The organism is Microbacterium sp. NPDC077644 (assembly GCF_040702785.1).
Classification (GTDB): Bacteria; Actinomycetota; Actinomycetes; order Actinomycetales; family Microbacteriaceae; genus Microbacterium.
Genome location: NZ_JBFBME010000002.1, coordinates 525250 through 544226 on the forward strand (window position 1 = coordinate 525250; position 18977 = coordinate 544226).

The following is an 18977-nucleotide window of genomic DNA, read 5'->3' on the forward strand; positions in this document are numbered from 1 at the left end:
GCCGGCGGCGCGGTAGGACGACGCGGGCGCGCCGCTGGCCGCAGTGGGCGTGCGCTTGCCGGAGGAACTCACCCCTCAAGCCTAAGCTCGCGCCTGTGCCCTGCGGGACGCACGAAGGCCGCCCCGATCGGGACGGCCTTCGTGAGAGGGAGCAGTCTTACTTGACGGCAGCCTTGAGCTTGGAGCCTGCGGTCACCTTGACGCGCTTGCCGGCCGGGATCTTGATCTCGGCGCCGGTCTGCGGGTTGCGGCCGGTGCGGGCAGCGGTGTCGACCTGCTCGAACGAGATCCAGCCCGGGATCGAGACCTTGCTGCCCTTGGCAACAGCGTCCGAGACCGTGGCGAAGAGCGAGTCGAGGACGCCCGAGACGGTGGCCTGGCTCTGGCCGGTGGCGGAAGCGATGCTCGCGACGAGCTCGGTCTTGGTGATGGACTTGTCAGCCATGTCATCCTCCAGCGACGATGTCACGTCGCATTGTCGTGTTTGTCGGAGCGGATGCTCCTGGTCGATCGACCGCCTCGAATGTACCAACCGACACCCGTGTTTCCGCGTCATTTCGCGGGTTTTGAGGTTTTTTCAGGCGTGTCGAGTCACATCAGTCACATCCGTCACACGTTTCGGGGCGTGCTGCGCGGCCGCAGCGATCCGCCGAAGCGGAGGAGATCTCACGAAATGGAGGAGTGGATGCCGCATCCGCACCCTCCGCTTCGAGCAAACTCCTCCGTTTCGCGGGTGCGCAGTGCAAGGATTGGGGTCGAGAACCGCGACTCAGCCCAGGTGCAGCCCTTGAGCGACGGCATCCATGATCAGGGCCTGTACCTGCGGCCACTGATTCATCACTTGGTCGTATCCGACCCTGATGACGTGATAGCCGCGCAGTTTGAGGCGCGCATCGTGTTCGATGTCGCTGGTGCGCTGCCGACCGACATGGTGCCCGCCGTCGATCTGCAGCACGAGCCGGTCGCCGATGAGGACGTCGACGGGCCGGTCGAGGATCCACACCTGCGGAAGCAGACGCAGCCTCAGCCACCGCAGTCGGTGGATCACCATCGTCTCGAGTCCGGAATCCGCGAACGGCCGCGCAGATTCCAACACCGCCAGCGCGGCCGGTGGCAACGGCAGCCGAGCGATCGCCTCACGGTCCGTCAGCTGTTTGTTGAGGGCTGACTCCCATATGACAAGGGCTTCTTCGAACGGACGGCAGATCGCTACGAGAACCAGGGCGTTCACGAGAGAGTCCTCGCACGCGTCCGGGTTCCTGGGTACGACCGGTCGAGCCCAGTGGACGACCGCACCTCCGGGGTCGACGCGTCCCGAGTGCGCTGCGGCCGCGACGTGGATCCGTGAGCCGTCCGGCACCCAGAGACCGCTTCGCTCCGCGAGCGTCACGCAACTGAGGATGACGCCTCGCTTCACGGCGGTGATCTTCATGCGATCGGCATCCGGAAGTGCGACCCAGCCGTTGCGAACGGTCTGAATTCGTCCCGACTCTTTGAGTTTGCGCAGCGCGTGCGGACTCGCTCCGTCGAGCAACAGGGTGTTCGTTCGCGCGATTCCGCCGCGTTCCCGCAACTGTGCGATGGGATCCATCGTTCGAGGATGCCCGTCGGTGCGCGGGGGTGCCCGCGGGATCCCACGATCGGACAGAAATGCGCAACGTGCCGCACCTGTGCAGGAGAAATGCGCGACGCGGAGACGGAGGACTTCACACGAAACGGAGGACGGGATGCCGCATCCGCGCCCTCCGGTTCGTGTGAAGTCCTCCCGTTCGCGGCGGCGGGCAAGCAGGATGCCGGGAACGCGAAAGGGGCGAGGATCCGAAGATCCTCGCCCCTCACAAAGCGGTGCTTACCAGCTCGACTTGGTCACACCGGGCAGCTCGCCACGGTGGGCCATGTCACGGAAGCGCACACGGGAGATGCCGAACTTCGTCAGCATTCCGCGGGGGCGTCCGTCGATGGCGTCACGCGAACGCACGCGAACCGGCGATGCGTTGCGCGGCAGCTTCTGCAGGCCGACGCGTGCGGCCTCGCGGGCCTCGTCGGTCGCGTTCGGGTCGACCAGAGTCTTCTTCAGCTCGGCACGACGCTCCGCGTAGCGGGCGACGATTACCTTGCGCTGCTCGTTGCGAGCGATCTTGCTCTTCTTCGCCATGTTTAGCGCTCCTCGCGGAATTCGACGTGCTTGCGGACCACCGGGTCGTACTTCTTCAGCACGAGACGGTCGGGGGTGTTACGACGGTTCTTCTTGGTCACGTAGGTGTAACCGGTGCCTGCCGTCGAACGCAGCTTGATGATCGGACGGACGTCCTGAGCCTTCTTGGCCATTAGAGCTTCACACCCTTCGCCTGGAGGTCCTTGACGACGTTCTCGATGCCGCGGGCGTCGATCACCTTGATGCCCTTGGCGGACACGTTGAGCGTGATCTTACGACCGAGCGACGGAACGAAATAGGTCTTCTTCTGCACGTTCGGGTCGAAGCGGCGCTTCGTCCGGCGGTGCGAGTGCGAGACATTGTGACCGAAGCCGGGAACTGCTCCAGTCACCTGGCACACTGCTGCCATGTGATTACTCCTTCATTACCGTGAGACCGGACGGCCTCACCCAAGATCCCTTGTCTGCGCGCCGCCGACGCTTCGACAGGCTCAGCGATCGAGCGGCACACGAACTGCGCACAGGAGTGTGCACAGACAAGGAGTCAGTCTAGCACGGCCTGCGCTTCGGCCGCGCCACGGCCCCAGCGGAACGGCGAGACGGTCGGATCGCCGTCGATCCAGAAGCGCCAGGGGAAGGCATTCGTCCCCGCGTACCCGGCCACCCCGACCCGCGGGCCCGACACGACGTCGATCCGCGCATCGCCCCACCACAGTTCCGCGGTCGCCCCCGCGAGCGGCTCGCCGGTGACGGCGTCGATGCCGTCGTGCACGGGATGGCGCAGCCCCGACACCTGCCCGAACCGCCCCGGACCTCGCGCCAGATCGCGCCCTGCGCGGCCGGCGCGCGTCGCGGTGGCCGTACGGGATGCCGCGGCATCCGCCCCGAAGGTCACCGCACCTGCGCGGAGCAGCACACCGCCTGCGAGGCCCTCCGGACCGCACACGACATTGACGCACGAGTGGATGCCGTGACTGAGGTACACGTACAGGTGACCCGGCTCGCCCCACATGGTGTCGTTGCGGGCGGTCCGGCCCATACGGGCGTGCGAACCGGGGTCGGGCACATCGCCTGTCCCCTGACCGTGATACGCCTCGACCTCGGTGATGCGCAGCCGCACCTCGGTGGCATCGACAACCGTGCGCAGCTCTGCTCCGAGCAAACGCGGAGCGACCTCGAGCGGCAGGCCTTCGAGGTCTGAGCGCTGCGCGCGCCGCATCAGAACGCCGGCGCCATCTGGCACCACGACACGTCGAAACCGGTCAGAGCGACCAGCTCCTCACCCGACCGGAGATCGATCAGGTGGGTCTCGAGCGTGGTCGGCAGCGGCACGAGCATGTCGTCATATGCGTTGTCGACGAGGTTCGGGGCGATCGTCACGGCCGCGTACTGACCGCTCGGCGACGGGCACGCCTGCAGGATCGCGTTGCCCGCGGGCACCTCGATGATCGGCTCGGCCGCGCCGTCGTCGTCCACGCGGATGATCGCCTGTCCGGTCGGCAGACCGTCCTCGTCGCGCGCGACGATGTGGCGCAGGGTTCCGCCGGGGAACGGCGAGATCGTCGTCGCAGGCCCGTAGTCCGGATCGGATGCCTCCAGCGGCGTCTCCGAGCCGTCGGCCAGGTTCAGCTCCACGATGCTCTGGTCGGCGCGCTCGACGATCGCGGTGTAGGTGCCGCGAGAGACCCCGAGCAGCCGCATCGCGATCCCCATGTTCTGAGCTCCGGCGTCGCCGGAGCGGTCGTCGAGCGACAGAGTCCCGGCGAAGTCGATGAACAGCACGGCGGCGGAATCGGGCACGAACTGCCATTCGGCGATGCTCGCCTCTTCGCCGCCGACCTCCACGATGCGCGGCTCGTCGTCGCCGCTGAGCAGCTGGGTCACCAGGACACTCGCCCGGCCGCTGTCCTCCGTGATCGTCCGATCGGAGTAGATGTACCCCACCAGCCCGCCACGGTCGGACACCTGCACCGAGCTGACGTATCCGTCGCCCGGCAGGGTCAGCTCGTGCACCTGCTCGCCCTGGTGGTCCATCACGAGCACGCGCGATCCGTCGTCGTCCTCGACCGCGACGACCAGCGACGTGGCCGTCGCGCGGTAGTCATTGATGCGGGCATGCGTGACCACCGGCACCGCATTCTCGCCTGAGAGGTCGGTGCGGAAGATCGAGTCGTCCTCGTCGGATCGGTTGAGCAGGAAGACCTCGGATGCCGGCGTCGAAAAGGATGTGCGCAGGTCGGATGCCGGTCCACCACCCTCGCCGGTGACGCCCGCGACCGAGACCGTGTAGTCGGTCGCGTCGTCGAGCGGAACGGTGAATCGGATGCCGATGCTGCGCCCGGCGGCATCCACCGTGAACGGGACGGCGGGCTCGACGGTCACCTGCGACTCGTCGATCTGCTGCAGCGACTGGTTCGCGGTGAGGATGACGCGACTGCCGGAGACCTGGATCGCCTCCGCCGGGTCGACCTTCACCTGACTGATGCGCGGACCCTGGAACAGGCTGACGGCCCCGAGGCCGCCGGCGATGACGACGAGCACGCCGACCACCGCGAGCATCGTCATGAGGAAGCGGCGGTCGGGTGCTGGTACCGGCTTCGACTCGCCTGCGGCTCGCTCAGCCCGTTTCGTCTCGCTGCGCTCGCTCAACGACCCCCGATGGGAGCCCCGCGCGGGGCTATCCTCCTGCGGGTCGTTGCGCGGAGACTGCGCAGCAGCCGAAGCCGAAACGGGCTGAGCGACCGGAGGGAGTCGAAGCCGCATGTCCTCAGGAGCCTTCGGGATCTCGGGAATCGCAGCCTCGGTCGCCTCGCGCTCAGCCGCCTCGCGCTCCGCCGCCTCGCGCGCGGCGCGGGCCTCGGCGCGGGTCTGCGGACGGCCGGGCTGGTCGTCAGTACTCATACGGGTCCTTCGGCTCGTCCACGGCCTCGACGGACGTGGGGAGCACGCGCAGCGATCCGTCGTCGTCCGCCTTGACCGTCCCGGTGACCTCGATCCACTGTCCGGTTCCGAACTCACCGGCATCCATCGTCACCGGCACCGCGGCCGGCTGCGCGTCGATCACGCAGTGCGTGATGATCATGCGGGTGAGGTTCACGGCATCCGATTCGCCCGGCGTGACGAAGCCGACCAGGGTGACGGGCGAGCCGTCATACGCCTCGGGGCGCGAGGCGGTCGCGAACACGCTCGACCATTCGCCGATCCCGAACGTCGTGGTGTCGGCGACCCCGAGGGTCGGGGTGTCGGCGCCGGCGAACAGCGTGCCTCCGGCATCCGCTCGCGAGAGGGCGAGCTGCACCGACAGCGACGCCGGCGGCAGGACGAGCGCCGCGACGACGACGCCGGTCGCGACGACTCCGGCGGAGACGGTGCCGGCGAGCGCCAGCGGGCGGCGCGACGGCTCGGCGGACGCGTCGATGTCGCCGTGATCGTGACCGTGGTCGGATTCCGCGCCGAGCGGCAGCGCGAACGACCAGATCGCGCCGAGGATGACGACGACGGCGCCCGCGCACGCGAACCAGATCGACTCGGGGCTGATGTAGAGCGTGAGCTGCCCGGTGACGGCGAGGCCGAGCGTGACGATCGAGATGACGACCGCGAGGCCGATACCGAGCCAGCGGTTGCCGACCGCTGCCCACCGGGAGGAGGACTCAGCCAAAGACGTTCACCCCGATCCCGATCGCGAAGGCGCTCGTGAGCACGACGGCGACGATGCCGACGAGCGTGCGGGCGGTGAAGGTCGTGCGCAGCAGCGCGAGCATCTTGATGTCGACGAGCGGGCCGACGAGGAGGAACGCGATGAGGGCTCCCGACGAGAACGTCGACGCGAAGGACAGCGCGAAGAACGCGTCGACGTTCGAGCAGATCGCCACGGTCATCGCGAGCGCCATCATCGCGACGATCGAGAGCACGGGGTTCGAGCCGATCGCGAGCAGGGCGTCGCGGGGCACGAGCACCTGCACGGCTCCGGCGAGCGCCGATCCGATCACGAGCGCCGGCATCACCGCGCGCAGCTCGATGAGGAACTGCGTGAGGCTCCGGCGGGTCGGCGTGCCGTGCTCGTGCACGACCCGCTCGCACGTCGCCGTGAACTGGCGGGTGAGCAGCGCGTCGGGATCGGGGTGGCGGCTGTAGATCCATCCGATGAGGTTCGCGATGAGGTAGCCGCCGATGAGGCGGATGACGAGGATGCCGCCGTCGAAGCCGAACGCCGCGTGCGTGGTGATGATGACGATCGGGTTGACGATGGGCGCCGCGATGAGGAACGTCAGAGCCTCGGCCGGGGCGAGCCCTCGCATCATCAGGCCGCGGGCGAACGGCACGTTTCCGCACTCGCACACCGGGATCAGCATCCCGAGCAGCGAGAGAACGGCACGACGGCCCCATCCGGCGCGCGGCAGCCAGCGGTGGATGAGATCCGGCGGCAGCCACACCTGCACGACGATCGAGAGCACGACGCCCAGGACGACGAACGGCAGCGCCTCGATGAGCACGCTGAGAGCGAGGGTGAGTCCGTCCTGCGCCCGGTCGGGCAGGGAGTCCTGGAAGAGCGTCGGGGCGAACCGGTCGATGAGGAACAGTGCGGCGATGACGACGACGCCGATGCCCACCCCGATCCACGGCGAGCGCCGTACCGGCGGTCGATGGGACGGCTGACGCGTCGCGGTCGCCGTGCTCACGCGGCGCCTTCGGCGCCTGCGCGCTTCTTGGCGCAGGGCGTGCACAGCCCGAAGATGTCGACGACGTGCTCGGCCTCACTGAATCCGTGCAGCGCGGCAGTCCGCTGGGCCCAGGCCTCGACGTCCTTGGCCTCGATCTCGACGGTGAGCCCGCACGAACGGCAGATGAGGTGGTGGTGGTGGCCCTCGGTCGAGCAGGCGCGGTAGAGGGCTTCGCCCTCGGGGCTCTGCAGCGAGTCGGCGTCGCCGGATGCCGCGAGCCCGGACAGGGCGCGGTAGACGGTGGCCAGTCCGATGCCGGTGTTCTCGTCGCGGAGGGTGGCGTGCAGGGTCTGCGCGCTGACGAATCCGCGCGCGTCCGAGAGCGCCTCACGCACGCGTTCGCGCTGCCAGGTGTTCCGCTGAGCCATGCCCTTGATTCTAGGCCGGAAGCGTTGTGCCGGGCCTGGGAGAGCCGGCACGGCGCACGCGTCCGCGGATGCGCTGGGTGGTCCAGCATCCTGCGTAGATGAGGAACGAGATCGTCGTGATGTACGGGCTCACCGGCAGAGTGCCGGCGAGTGCGAGCAGGATGCCGCCGACCGCGGACACGAAACCGAACAGGGCGGCCAGCAGCGGCACCGCCAGGGGGCCTGCGGTGACGCGCATCGCAGCGGCGGCGGGAGTCACGAGCAGCGCCATGACGAGCAGCGCGCCGATGATGTGGACGCTGACGGCGACGATGAGGCCCAGCAGCACCATGAACGCGAGGCTCACGAAGCGGGTCGGGATGCCGCGGGCGGAGGCGGCGACCGGGTCGAGCGAGTCGAATCGCAGCGGATTCCACATCAGTAGGAGCGCGACGAGCACGAACGCGCTGATGCCGATGAGCCAGCCGAGGTCGGGGCTCGAGACCGAGACGATCTGCCCGGTGAGCAGGCTGAAGCGGTTGGCACTGCGTCCGTCGTAGAGCGACAGGAACAGGATGCCCAGGCCGAGACCGAACGGCATGAGGACGCCGACGATGGAGTTGCGGTCGCGGGCCTTCGAGCCGAGGATGCCGATGAGGATGGCGGCGACGAGCGCGCCGCCCAGGGAGCCGGCGACGACGCTTCCGCCGAGCAGCAGGGCCGCGGCGGCACCCGCGAACGACAGCTCGCTGACCCCGTGCACGGCGAAGGCGAGGTCGCGCTGCATGACGAAGACGCCGATGAGACCGCCGACGACGCCGAGCACGGCGCCGGCGATGATCGAGTTCGCCAGCAGCGCGACGAGGGCGCCGTAGTCCTGGAAGGAGAAGATGTCGCTCCAGTCGAACGCGGGCACGATCATGCTTCGTCCTCGTCGTGGTCGTGGTGGGGCGTGGCATCCGGGGCTCCGACGACGACCAGGCGGTCGCCGGCGCGCAGGACGAACACGGGCGTGCCGTAGAGGTCGGTGAGCACGCGGCTCTGCAGCACTTCGTCAGGGGTGCCGAGTACGAAGCGGCCGCCGGCGATGTAGAGGATGCGGTCGACCCGCCCCAGGATCGGGTTGATGTCGTGCGTGACGAACAGCACGGCGGCGTCGCGCTCGCGCCGCTGCCGGTCGATGATCTCGGTCACGCCGACCTGATTGGCGAGGTCGAGGTTCGACAGCGGCTCGTCGCACAGCAGCAGCGTGGGCTCGTCGGCGAGCGCCTGGCCGACCCGGAGACGCTGCTGTTCGCCGCCGGAGAGCAGGCCGACGCGGCGGTCGGCGAAGTGCGCGGCGCCCACGCCCTCGAGCAGCGCGTCGACACGGGCACGATCGCCGCGGCGCGGGATCGGCAGGCCGAAGCGCGTGCCGTTGACCCCCAGGGCGACGACGTCGCGGGCCCGCATGCTCGTGTCGGGCGGCAGGGGGCGCTGCTGGGGGATGTAGCCGATTCGCGGATTGCCGCGCTGCACCGGCTGCCCGGCGACCCGGATGCTGCCGGCGCTCAACGGCTGCAGGCCGAGGATCGCCCGCATCAGCGTCGTCTTGCCAGAGCCGGACGGCCCGAGGACAGCGATGAACTCCCCCGGTTCGACGGTCAGGTCGAGCCCCGACCACAGCTCGCGCTCTCCGCGCCGGAGCGCAGCGCCCGCGATCTCGAGGATCGGGGTCCGCACCGGTCCCTGAGCCTGTCGAAGGGTGCCCGCACTCACGAAGAGAGTGCGTCGGCGAGGCTCTGGATCGCGTCGTGCATCCACTCAGAGTACGACGATCCGTCCTCGAGCAGCTCGCTGAAAGCGACGACCGGGATGCCGGCATCCTTCGCCGCCTGCTCGACCCGCTCGGTCTCGGCCCCGCCGGTCTGCGCGTTGGTGAGCAGCACCTTCACGTCACCGCTCTCGATGACGTCGAGCGCGTCGAGCAGCGTGGCGGGCGCGACATCGCTGCCCTCTTCGACGGCCTCGGCGAACCCCTCTGGGGTGAGGTCGGTGAGACCGGCGGCTGTGGCGATGTATCCGGGCAGCGGCTCGGTCATGAACACACCGGCGCCGTCAGCCTCGGTCTTGATCGTCTCGAGTTCGGCCTCAGCACTCTCGATGTCGGCGATGATCTCGTCGGCGGCGGCCGTGAAATCGGCGGCGCCGTCGGGGTCGATCTCGCCGAGCTCTTCGGCGAGGCCCTCGACGACGTGGATCATGGTGTGCGGGTCGAACCAGACGTGCTCGTTGAAGCCCTCGATGTGGTCGTGTCCTTCGTGGCCCTCTTCGCCCTCGTGGTCGTGGCCTTCCTCCTCGGCGTGGTCGTGGCTCTCTTCGGTCGCCTCGTCGTCGTGCCCCGCATTGCCCGGGTAGTCGTGCGAGAACTCGGCGGCCGTGAACACGTGGGCGTCTGCCCCGTCGAGGAGCGTGTCGATGAACGCGTCGTAGCCGCCGCCGTTCTCGATGACGAGGTCGGCGTCGGCGATGGCGAGGCGGTCGCGGGCGGTCGCCTCGTAGGAGTGCGGGTCCTGGGTCACCGAGTCGATGATCGTGGTCACGTCCACACGGTCTCCGCCAATCTGCGCGACGAGGGAGCCGTAGACGTTCGTGGATGCCGTGATGCGGATGACGCCGTCGCCCTCGCCGCTGCCGGCGCTCGCCGTCGTCGAGCATCCGGCCAGGACGAGGGCGGATGCGGACAGGATGACGGCAGCGCGGAACTTGTGCATGCTCCGATGCTACACGCTAATGATAACCATTCTCAACACGAGGAAATAGGCGGCATGAGAATTGCCCCGCACGGCATCAGACCCTATGAGTGTGGGGTTCTGATGCTCTTGTGGGCCAGGGCCTCACGGTGCAGATTCGTGGATCATCTCGTGAGTGGCACGGGATGCCGACATGCAGCGGAGGCCCTGGTGTTCAACGAGCGTACGGCGATTGGTTTGGATGTGCACGCGCGGAGCGTGCGAGCGGCGGCGATCGACACGTCGACAGGTGAGGTGATCGAGGCGCGATTGCCCGCCGCGACCGTGGAGGTGGTCGCGTGGGTGACGCAGATCCGGGTCCGGCTGGGCCCGGTGCATGTCGCGTATGAGGCGGGTCCGACGGGGTTCGGGCTGGCACGGAAACTCGACGCGGCGGGGGTCGCGGTGACGGTCGCGGCACCGTCGAAGATCATCCGGCCGGCTGGGGATCGGATCAAGACCGACGCGCGTGATGCGCTGCTGCTGGGCCGGTTGCTGCGGATGGACGAACTGGTCGCGGTGCGAGTGCCGACCGAGGCGGAAGAGTCCGCCCGGGACCTGGTGCGGGCACGTGATGATGTTCGGGTGGAGCTGATGGCTGCCCGGCATCGGCTGTCGAAGCTTCTGCTGCGGCGCGGGATCGTCTATGCCGGAACCAGCACCTGGAGTCGAGACCACGACCGCTGGCTGCGCGCGGAACGCCGCGACGGGCTGGATGGCGCGGGTATCGGGACGCTGGCGGCGTTCGACGCGGGCTATGACGCGGTGACGCAGATTGTCGCCCGCAGGGACCGTCTGGACCGGGACATCACCGTCATGGCGGCGGACTCGGAGTTCACCGCAGTCACAACACGGTTGGGGTGTCTGCGGGGGATCTCGACGCTGACCGGATTCGCTCTCGCGGTCGAGATCGGGGACTGGCATCGTTTCACCGGGTCGAGCATCGCCGCTTACCTGGGGCTGGTGCCGTCCGAGCACTCCTCGGGCGGGTCCAGGTCGTTGGGCCCGATCACCAAGACCGGGAACACCCACGCCCGCCGGCTGCTGATCGAGTCCGCCTGGCATCACAAGCACCCCTACCGGATCGGGAAGGTCATGCAGGACCGGTGGGCGAGCGCGCCCGCCCCCGCCGCAGCCCGCGGAGACGCCGGCAACCGGCGCCTCCACCACCGCTGGCTGGTGCTGTCCGCGAAACACAAGAAGCACACCGTCGCGAACACCGCGATCGCCCGCGAACTCGCCGGCTGGTGCTGGTCCCTGGCCGCCATGGACTAACCCTGGAGCCCGTCCCGGAACGCAGACCGGAACGCATGCAGCGTGAAGAGAACACCAGCGATTCGACTGTGAGCAACCGCCCCGGGCGGTCACGCTCGACCTCAGACAAGCTCGGATGCTCTCGCCGAAACAGGGTCCTGCGGTAACCAACCCGCGAATATCAGACTGACCACGCGTCGAAAGACACGCCGCACACCCGGCCCCGCACCCCGCGGACGACGAAGCGCCGCCGAGCAGCCAGCCCGGCGGCGCTTCACCCCGCCCACTTGACAGAAAGCCCTACATATCAGTCGACGAGCAGCGCCGGCTCCTCGAGGATCGCGGCGACGTCGGCGATGAAGCGGCTCATGCCGTCGCCGTCGACGACGCGGTGGTCGAAGGAACCCGCGACGGTCGTGACGTAGCGTGGGCGGACCTCGCCGTCGACGACCCACGGCTTCTGGCTGATCGTGCCCATCGCGAGGATGCCCGCCTCGCCGGGGTTGATGATCGGGGTGCCCGCGTCCATCCCGAAGACACCGATGTTGGTGATCGTGAACGTGCCGCCCTGCTGGTCGGCGGGAGGAGTCTTGCCGTCGCGAGCGGTGAGGGTCAGACGATTCAGCGCCCGGGCGAGGTCCTTCATGCTCAGTTCCTGCGCGTCCTTGATGTTCGGCACGAGCAGTCCGCGCGGGGTCGCCGCGGCGATGCCGAGGTTCACGTAGTGGCGCACGGCGATCTCGGCGCCGTCCTCGGTCTCGACCCATGCGGCGTTGACCATCGGATTGCGGCGCACTGCCCAGATCACAGCGCGGGCGACGATGAGCAGCGGCGAGACCCGGATGTCCGCGTAGTCGGGCGACGCCTTCAGCCGCTTGACGAGCTCCATCGTGCGGGTCGCGTCGACCTCTTTCCACACCGTCACGTGCGGAGCGGTGTAGGCGCTGCGCACCATCCCGGCCGCCGTCACCTTGCGCACACCCTTCACGGGGATCGACTCCGTGCGATCCGCGTCTCCTCCCGGCCGGGCCGGCCCGGAGCCGCGCGACAGGCCGATCGGAGACGCCGCCGGCGCCGGCACGATCTCCTCGCGCACATCGCCCCACTCGGGCGTCTCGATGTTGCGGAAGACACTCGCCTGCGCGGCGTGGCCCACCACGTCGTCACGGGTGACCTCGCCGTCGGCTCCGGTCGGAGTGACGGAGGACAGGTCGACGCCCAGGTCGCGGGCGAGCTTGCGGATCGGGGGCTTCGCGATGACCCCGACGGAGGATCGCACCGGACGCACAGCGGGGCGGCTGCGTCGCGAGGTCGCCCCCGCACCCGTTCCGTAGCCGACGAGGACCGACCCCCCGGTCTCCTCGCCCGCCGGGGCGGGGTTCGGCGGAGTCGTCGCGGGCGCGGCATCCGACACGAAGCTGATGATCGGAGAGCCGACCTCGACCGTGGTCCCCTCGCTCACGAGGATCTCGCCGATCACCCCGGCATACGGCGACGGCAGCTCGACGAGCGACTTCGCCGTCTCGATCTCGACGAGCACGTCGTTGATCGCGACCGTGTCACCGGGGGCGACCTTCCACGCCACGATCTCGGCTTCGGTCAGGCCTTCGCCGACGTCGGGGAGGTTGAAGTTCTGCGTGCTCATCGTTGATCCTCTCGTGCCCGTTCACAACTCCTCAAAGATCGGGGGAAACCCGCCGCCGCGGCGCTCTCCGTGCGGAGATGCGCCCATTCCTGAGGAGTTGTGAACATGAGTGAGTTGTTTCAGTAGGCCATCGAGCGGTCGACGGCTTCGAGGATGCGGTCGGCATCCGGCAGGAACGTTCCCTCGAGCTTCGCCGGCGGGAACGGGGTGTCGTAGCCCGACACCCGCAGCACGGGCGCCTCGAGCGCGTAGAACGCGCGCTCCATGACCGTGGCGGCGATCTCGCTGCCGACGCTCGTGAAGCCCGACGCCTCCTGCGCGTAGACCATGCGGCCGGTCTTGCGTGCCGAGTCCAGGATCGGGCCGTAGTCGACCGGCGACAGCGAACGCACGTCGACGACCTCGCAGCTCGTTCCCTCGCCCTCGGCGATCGCGGCCGCCTGCAGCAGCGTCGTGACCATCGCCCCGTGTCCGACGAGCGTGATGTCGGTGCCGGTGCGGACGACGCGCGAGGTGTGCAGCGGAACCGCCGACTGCTCGAGATCGACCTCGCCCTTCTGCCAGTAGCGGCTCTTGGGCTCCATGAAGATGACCGGGTCGTTCGACGCGACCGCCTCCTGGATCATCCAGTACGCATCGTTCGGCGTCGACGGCGACACCACCCGCAGACCCGGGGTGTGCGCGAAGTACGCCTCGGGGCTCTCCTGGTGGTGCTCGACGGCGCCGATGTGCCCGCCGTACGGGATGCGGATGACGATCGGCATCGACACGGCGCCCTCGTGCCGGTTCGTCAGCTTCGCCAGCTGCGTCGTGATCTGGTCGAACGCGGGGAAGACGAACCCGTCGAACTGGATCTCGATGACGGGTCGGAACCCGGCCATCGCCATGCCGATCGCCGTGCCGACGATCCCCGACTCGGCGAGCGGCGTGTCCAGCACGCGCCTGTCGCCGAAGTCGCGCTGCAGGTGCTCGGTGATGCGGAAGACGCCGCCGAGCTTTCCGATGTCCTCGCCCATGAGCAGGACCTTCGGGTCGTCCTCCATGGCCTTGCGCAGTCCGGCGTTGAGCGCCTTCGCGAACGGCATCGCCTCGAGCGTCATGACTGGCCTCCTTCGAACGATGCCTCGTACTGCTCGCGCCAGGCGCGCTGCTCGGCGATCAGCGGATGCGGCTCGCTGTAGACATGGTCGAACACCGTGTTCGCGGGCGGCGGCCCGAGCTCGAGGGTACGCACACGCAGATCGTCCGCGGCGGCCGTGCCCTCGGCATCCACGTCGTCGAAGAACGACTCCGCGGCGCCCCTGCCGGCGAGGAACGCCCGCATGCGCGCGATCGGGTCGCGCTGCTCCCACGACCGCTCCTCGTCGCTCGTGCGGTACTTGGTCGGATCGTCGCTCGTGGTGTGCGCGCCGAGCCGGTACGTCTCGGCTTCGATCGCGCGCGGACCCTTGCCGGCGCGTGCCTCGTCGAGCGCCACCCGCGAGACGGCGTAGCTGGCGAGCACGTCGTTGCCGTCCACGCGCACGCTCGGGATGCCGTATCCACTGCTGCGCTGCGCGAACGGCACCCGCGTCTGGGTCGAGACCGGAACCGAGATCGCCCACTGGTTGTTCTGCAGGAAGAACACGGTCGGCGCCTGGTAGCTCGCGGCGAACACCATGGCCTCGTGCACGTCGCCCTGGCTGGATGCGCCGTCGCCGTAGTAGACGATGACCGCCTCGTCGCGCTCAGGGTCGCCGGTGCCGCTGCGGCCGTCGAACGCGAGGCCCATGGCGTAGCCCGTGGCGTGCAGGGTCTGCGATCCGAGCACGAGCGTGTACAGGCGGGTGTTGCCGTTGGCGGGATCGGTCGGGTCCCATCCGCCGTGCGAGACACCGCGCATGAGCTTGATGATGCCGAGCGGATCGACGCCGCGGATGCGGGTCACGGCGTGCTCGCGATATGAGGGGAAGACGGTGTCCTGGGCGCGGGCGGCACGGGCGGATCCGACCTGGGCCGCCTCCTGCCCCCGGCTCGGCGGCCACAGCGCGAGCTGACCCTGACGCTGCAGGTTCGTCGCCTGGGTGTCGATGGCCCGGATCACCACCATGTCGCGGTAGAACTGCTCGAGCTCGGCGTCGCTGATCGCGTCGATCAGCGGCAGGTACTGCTCGGCGGCGGCGTTCGGCGCATAGCTGCCGTCCGCCTCCAGGACGCGTACGAATTCGGTCTCTGACGAGGTCACCGTTCCACGCTAGCCACCTTCGCATGCCCCGTCACGCATAGCTAGGACGCCCTTGCAAGTGCCCGGAATCCGGAGAATGGCGCTCAGGAGCGCGCGGCGGCGGCCACCCGGAGCACCGTCTCGATGGACGCCTCCTCACCGACGGAGATGCGGATGCCGTCGCCGGAGAACGGCCTGACGATGATGTCGGCGGCGCGGAACGCCTCGGCGATCTCGTCCGTCCGCTCACCCGTCGGCAGCCATACGAAGTTCGACTGAGCGTCGGGGACGTCCCAGCCCTGGGCGCGCAGGCCCTCGGCGAGTGCCGTGCGCCGCTCGACGAGCACGGCGACGCGTTCGAGCAGCTCGGCCTCGGCATCCAGACTCGCGATCGCCGCGACCTCGGCGGCCGACGTGACCGACAGCGGGATGCCGGTGGAGCGGGCGGCATCCAGGACCTTGGCGTGGCCGATCGCGTAGCCGACGCGGAGCCCGGCGAGCCCGTACGCCTTCGAGAACGTGCGCAGCACGACGACGTTCGGGTGCTTCTCGAACACGCGCTCGCCGAGGCCGTCGACGGCGTCGGGGGCGGTGACGAACTCGGCGTAGGCCTCGTCGAGGATGATGAGGACGTCCTGCGGCACCCGGTTCGCGAACGCCTCGAACTCGGCGCTCGTGACGATGGGCCCGGTGGGGTTGTTCGGCGTGCAGACGATGATCGCGCGGGTGCGGTCGGTCACGGCATCCGCCATGGCGTCGAGGTCGTGCCGGCCGTCGCCGGTGAGCGGCACCTGCACGCCTGTGGCGCCCGCGACGAGGACGAGTCCGGGGTAGGCCTCGAAGGAGCGCCAGGCGTAGACGATCTCATCGCCCGCGGATGCCGCGGCCTGAACGAGCTGGTACAGGATCGCGACGCTGCCGCTCGCGACGTGCACGTTGTCGACGCCGACGCCGTAGCGCGCGCCGAGACGCTCGCGCAGACGTGTGGCCGAAGCATCCGGGTACCGGTTGATCGGAGTGGTGCCCTGCAGCGCCTCGAGCACCGACGGCAGCGGCGCGAACGGGTTCTCGTTGCTGGAGAGCTTGAACGCGTCGGGGCCCGCCTGCTTGCCCTGCCGGTACGGCGCCAGGGCGGCGATCTCGGGGCGGATGCGGGGAAGGATCGGCTCGGTCACGTCGTCAGTCTATGGACTCGGCGATCATGCCCACCACAGACGCTGACACCATGCGAGACTGAACCCACCATGCGCTTCATCATCCGAGTCGTCATCAACGCGTTCGCCATCTGGGTGGTGACGCTGATCCCCGCCCTGCAGGTCGCGATCGTCGCGTTCCCGCCCGGCGAGACGCTGCAGCTCGTGCTCACGCTGCTCGCGGTGGGTGCGATCTTCGCCCTCGTCAACACGATCATCGGCACGGTGATCAAGGTCGTGGCGTTCCCGCTGTACATCCTGACGCTCGGCCTGATCGGCCTGGTGATCAACGGGTTCCTGCTCTGGCTGACGGCCTGGATCACGTCCGGCTTCGGATGGGGGCTCTCCGTCGGGAGCTTCTGGTGGGGCGTGCTGGCCGCGATCATCATCTCGATCATCAACGCCGTGTTCGGCGCCATCCTCCGCCCGCAGAAGCGCAAGCGCCGCGACTGACCCGCGTCACTCCCGCTTCGCGACGTACTCCGTCGACTCGATCGAGACGGCCCGCGTCAACTCATTGGCCTTCTCGCGCCAGGCCTCCAGTCGCACATCGCCGGACTGGTCGGCGAGCGCCGCGGTCTCGATGTAGTTGTCGAGCATGTGCGCCGGCAGTCCCATGTCGATCGGGCTGCCGTCGCGCGAGATGACGACGCTGTCGGGTGACCCGCTGCCGTCCGGGCGACCGCCGCCGGCGAGCGAGTTCACGATGTCGTCGGGATGGCGCACCTCGACGAGGAGCCGGCCCTCGTCCGCCGTCACATGGACCGGGCTTCCCGCCGTGACCATCACCGACACGTCGTACTCGCTCTGCGACACCAGATAGGCGGCGTTCATGGCGCCCTGCGAGTGCGCGTAGACATGGATCTCGTCGCCCGGCTCGGCGCCCGCGGCGGCGAGCGCCTCGGTGGTGGCGACGTACGAGGCGGACTCCTGCCGGAAGTACAGATCGATGTTGGAGCGCATGTCGAACGGCTCTTTCGGGTCGAGAGACGGCTGCGTGCCCTTCGAATAGAGTACGAACTTCTTGCTTCCGTCGGGCATCGTGTACTTCTCGACCTTGAGTTGAGCAGCCGATCCCTCTGGAATGCGACCCAGCCCCTCGGCCAGGCTGCCGGGAGGAGCAGCCGGAGAGCCGGTCCTGATCGGCGTCACAGACACCGGCCCGGCGCTCCCCGCCAGAGTCGTACCGGGAGGGATCCGGCCGAAGCCCCTGGCGCCCGCGGCAGCGGCCGCCGCGAAGAGCGGGCCCACGATCGGCCCCTGACCGAGCCCTTCCGGGTCGAACTGCTCGTCCAGCCCGTCGAACCGATCGTTCTTCCACGCCGCCAGCAGCCACACCTCCATCTCCGCCACGCGGGGATCCGAATCGACCAGTTCGTCGATCCGGTCGTACAGGGCCTCGGGCACCGTCATCCCCTGGATCTCCAGCGCGCTCAGCTCGGCCCGGCGCTCGACGAGCTCGTACACGTCGGCCATGAGCCGGGTGTTCTCCCCTGCGCTCCGGCACTCCTCGTGCAGGGCGCTCAGCCGATCCGCACTCGCCCACAACGCCGACGTGTCGACCCGCAGCGACACCGATGGAAGCACCATGAGCCACGCGTGCGCCCGCCGGACCGCCGACGCGGCATTCGCGAACCCGGGGGCGAGCGCGACGAGGGCTTCCGCCACCGCACGCAGCTGATCCGAATCGACGGCGATCGCGCCGCCGTGCATGATCTCGAGTTCGTCGCTCACGATCCCGCCAGACTCGAGATCTCCCAGGCCCGGGTGTGCAGTTCACCGAGCTCCGATGCCGTCCTGGCCCGCGTCTCGATGATGAGCTCGTGGAGGGCCATCACGCCCTGGGCGTGCCACCGAGTCGCATCGATGAGCGGAGGCAGTGCGGCGCCGGCGTCCTCCAGGGCGACGATCGCGTCGAGAACGGCGCGCTGGGCGGAGAACCAGGACCACAGGGCGTCGGAGGACCAGGCCTCGGCGGGGGCGTAATCGAGCATGTCGCCAGCATCCACTGTCACCGCGTCCCGCCGGCACGGCAAACCCGCGACCCGTGCAGAGCTCCCGTCGATCCGGTGCGGTGCAGAACAGGACGGAAATCGGCGACGGAAGGTGTGCACGACAGTATCGACCGGCAGAATGGACGAGTGTCCCCGACAGACCCCTTCCGCGTCATCTTCGTGTGCACGGGCAACATCTGTCGCTCCCCCATGGCCGAGGCCGTGTTCCGCGACCTCGCCGAGCACCAGGGACTCGGCCCGCTGATCGCCTCCAGCAGCGCCGGCACCGGCGAATGGCACGTCGGCGAGCGCGCCGACTCCCGCACCCTCGCGGCGCTCGAGCGCCGCGGTTACGACGGGTCGAACCATCGCGCGAAGCAGTTCACCGCGGCTTCCTTCGCCGAGAACGACCTCGTCGTCGCCCTCGACCGCACGCACGAGCGCATCCTGAAGCAGTGGGCGCGCGACGACGACCAGGAGGGCAAGGTCACGCTGCTGCTGTCGTACGACCGCGACGCGGACGGCCTGGACGTCCCCGACCCCTACTACGCCGACGCCGCGATGTTCGATTCGGTGCTGGCTATGATTGAGACGGCGACCCGAGGCCTGTTCCGACAGCTCGAACCCGCCCTGCGTCAGAGCCGCACGCCCCGCACGATGCCCCGGATCTGAGGGGCCCGATCAGGAGGATTCCC

At 69.0% G+C, this 18977-nt stretch carries 22 protein-coding genes; 3 read left to right on the top strand and 19 right to left on the bottom strand.

Features of this window, described 5'->3' with window-relative positions; all coding sequences use genetic code 11:
• Positions 1–157: 157 nt before the first annotated feature.
• The 13 genes from AB0269_RS09440 to AB0269_RS09500 all read right to left on the bottom strand — a co-directional run bounded on the left by AB0269_RS09440 (position 158) and on the right by AB0269_RS09500 (position 9975).
• A complete protein-coding gene (locus AB0269_RS09440) occupies positions 158–445 on the bottom strand; it encodes an HU family DNA-binding protein (protein WP_017203554.1) in 288 nt (95 codons plus the stop codon).
• Positions 446–769: 324 nt separating this feature from the next.
• Positions 770–1591 carry a DUF559 domain-containing protein gene (locus AB0269_RS09445; RefSeq protein WP_366210953.1) on the bottom strand — a complete coding sequence of 274 codons (822 nt, stop codon included), beginning with the start codon at positions 1589–1591 and terminating at the stop codon, positions 770–772.
• Between the two features lie 258 nt (positions 1592–1849).
• Positions 1850–2155, bottom strand: coding sequence for a 30S ribosomal protein S14 (gene rpsN, locus AB0269_RS09450; protein ID WP_175987619.1), 306 nt, complete (start codon positions 2153–2155; stop codon positions 1850–1852).
• Positions 2156–2157: 2 nt separating this feature from the next.
• Positions 2158–2328 (bottom strand): 50S ribosomal protein L33, encoded by a 171-nt coding sequence (gene rpmG / locus AB0269_RS09455; RefSeq protein WP_046014935.1) that lies wholly within the window; start codon positions 2326–2328, stop codon positions 2158–2160.
• The gene (gene rpmB / locus AB0269_RS09460; RefSeq protein ID WP_025102729.1) at positions 2328–2564 is read right to left on the bottom strand and encodes a 50S ribosomal protein L28; all 237 of its coding nucleotides are present in this window, start codon (positions 2562–2564) and stop codon (positions 2328–2330) included. The genes rpmG and rpmB overlap by 1 nt, the downstream gene beginning before the upstream one ends.
• 134 nt (positions 2565–2698) lie before the next feature.
• Complete coding sequence (locus tag AB0269_RS09465) at positions 2699–3373, bottom strand: DNA-3-methyladenine glycosylase (protein ID WP_366210954.1); 675 nt, start codon at positions 3371–3373, stop codon at positions 2699–2701.
• Entirely contained in the window at positions 3373–5055 is a 1683-nt protein-coding gene (locus tag AB0269_RS09470; protein WP_366210955.1) for an Ig-like domain-containing protein, read from the bottom strand. The genes AB0269_RS09465 and AB0269_RS09470 overlap by 1 nt, the downstream gene beginning before the upstream one ends.
• On the bottom strand, positions 5045–5812 hold the full coding sequence (locus tag AB0269_RS09475; RefSeq protein ID WP_366210956.1) for a TIGR03943 family protein: 768 nt from the start codon (positions 5810–5812) through the stop codon (positions 5045–5047). Before AB0269_RS09475 ends, AB0269_RS09470 begins: the two co-directional genes overlap by 11 nt.
• A complete protein-coding gene (locus AB0269_RS09480) occupies positions 5805–6833 on the bottom strand; it encodes a permease (RefSeq protein WP_366210957.1) in 1029 nt (342 codons plus the stop codon). The genes AB0269_RS09475 and AB0269_RS09480 overlap by 8 nt, the downstream gene beginning before the upstream one ends.
• Entirely contained in the window at positions 6830–7243 is a 414-nt protein-coding gene (locus tag AB0269_RS09485) for a Fur family transcriptional regulator (protein ID WP_366210958.1), read from the bottom strand. Before AB0269_RS09485 ends, AB0269_RS09480 begins: the two co-directional genes overlap by 4 nt.
• A gap of 10 nt (positions 7244–7253) precedes the next feature.
• Positions 7254–8144: a metal ABC transporter permease gene (locus AB0269_RS09490; protein WP_366210959.1), complete on the bottom strand. Its 891-nt coding sequence runs from the start codon at positions 8142–8144 to the stop codon at positions 7254–7256.
• Positions 8141–8980 carry a metal ABC transporter ATP-binding protein gene (locus AB0269_RS09495; protein WP_366210960.1) on the bottom strand — a complete coding sequence of 280 codons (840 nt, stop codon included), beginning with the start codon at positions 8978–8980 and terminating at the stop codon, positions 8141–8143. The genes AB0269_RS09490 and AB0269_RS09495 overlap by 4 nt, the downstream gene beginning before the upstream one ends.
• Positions 8977–9975: a zinc ABC transporter substrate-binding protein gene (locus AB0269_RS09500; protein ID WP_366210961.1), complete on the bottom strand. Its 999-nt coding sequence runs from the start codon at positions 9973–9975 to the stop codon at positions 8977–8979. The genes AB0269_RS09495 and AB0269_RS09500 overlap by 4 nt, the downstream gene beginning before the upstream one ends.
• Before the next feature lie 189 nt (positions 9976–10164).
• On the opposite strand from AB0269_RS09500, the gene AB0269_RS09505 reads away from it, so the two are divergent.
• The gene (locus AB0269_RS09505; protein ID WP_366210962.1) at positions 10165–11268 is read left to right on the top strand and encodes an IS110 family transposase; all 1104 of its coding nucleotides are present in this window, start codon (positions 10165–10167) and stop codon (positions 11266–11268) included.
• 286 nt (positions 11269–11554) lie between these two features.
• Here the strand turns inward: AB0269_RS09505 and AB0269_RS09510 are convergent, their stop codons facing one another.
• The 4 genes from AB0269_RS09510 to AB0269_RS09525 all read right to left on the bottom strand — a co-directional run bounded on the left by AB0269_RS09510 (position 11555) and on the right by AB0269_RS09525 (position 16270).
• Positions 11555–12892 (bottom strand): dihydrolipoamide acetyltransferase family protein, encoded by a 1338-nt coding sequence (locus tag AB0269_RS09510; protein WP_366210963.1) that lies wholly within the window; start codon positions 12890–12892, stop codon positions 11555–11557.
• Between the two features lie 119 nt (positions 12893–13011).
• On the bottom strand, positions 13012–13992 hold the full coding sequence (locus AB0269_RS09515; RefSeq protein ID WP_366210964.1) for an alpha-ketoacid dehydrogenase subunit beta: 981 nt from the start codon (positions 13990–13992) through the stop codon (positions 13012–13014).
• Positions 13989–15116, bottom strand: coding sequence for a thiamine pyrophosphate-dependent dehydrogenase E1 component subunit alpha (locus AB0269_RS09520; protein WP_366210965.1), 1128 nt, complete (start codon positions 15114–15116; stop codon positions 13989–13991). Before AB0269_RS09520 ends, AB0269_RS09515 begins: the two co-directional genes overlap by 4 nt.
• A gap of 83 nt (positions 15117–15199) precedes the next feature.
• A complete protein-coding gene (locus AB0269_RS09525) occupies positions 15200–16270 on the bottom strand; it encodes a histidinol-phosphate transaminase (protein ID WP_366210966.1) in 1071 nt (356 codons plus the stop codon).
• Positions 16271–16339: 69 nt separating this feature from the next.
• Between AB0269_RS09525 and AB0269_RS09530 the strand changes: the two genes are divergently transcribed.
• Complete coding sequence (locus tag AB0269_RS09530; RefSeq protein WP_175987645.1) at positions 16340–16741, top strand: phage holin family protein; 402 nt, start codon at positions 16340–16342, stop codon at positions 16739–16741.
• Positions 16742–16747: 6 nt separating this feature from the next.
• On the opposite strand, the gene AB0269_RS09535 is transcribed toward AB0269_RS09530, so the two are convergent.
• Positions 16748–18022 carry a hypothetical protein gene (locus AB0269_RS09535; protein ID WP_366210967.1) on the bottom strand — a complete coding sequence of 425 codons (1275 nt, stop codon included), beginning with the start codon at positions 18020–18022 and terminating at the stop codon, positions 16748–16750.
• Positions 18019–18282 (bottom strand): hypothetical protein, encoded by a 264-nt coding sequence (locus AB0269_RS09540; protein ID WP_366210968.1) that lies wholly within the window; start codon positions 18280–18282, stop codon positions 18019–18021. Before AB0269_RS09540 ends, AB0269_RS09535 begins: the two co-directional genes overlap by 4 nt.
• 147 nt (positions 18283–18429) lie before the next feature.
• Between AB0269_RS09540 and AB0269_RS09545 the strand changes: the two genes are divergently transcribed.
• The gene (locus tag AB0269_RS09545) at positions 18430–18954 is read left to right on the top strand and encodes a low molecular weight protein-tyrosine-phosphatase (RefSeq protein ID WP_366210969.1); all 525 of its coding nucleotides are present in this window, start codon (positions 18430–18432) and stop codon (positions 18952–18954) included.
• Positions 18955–18977 lie beyond the last annotated feature (23 nt).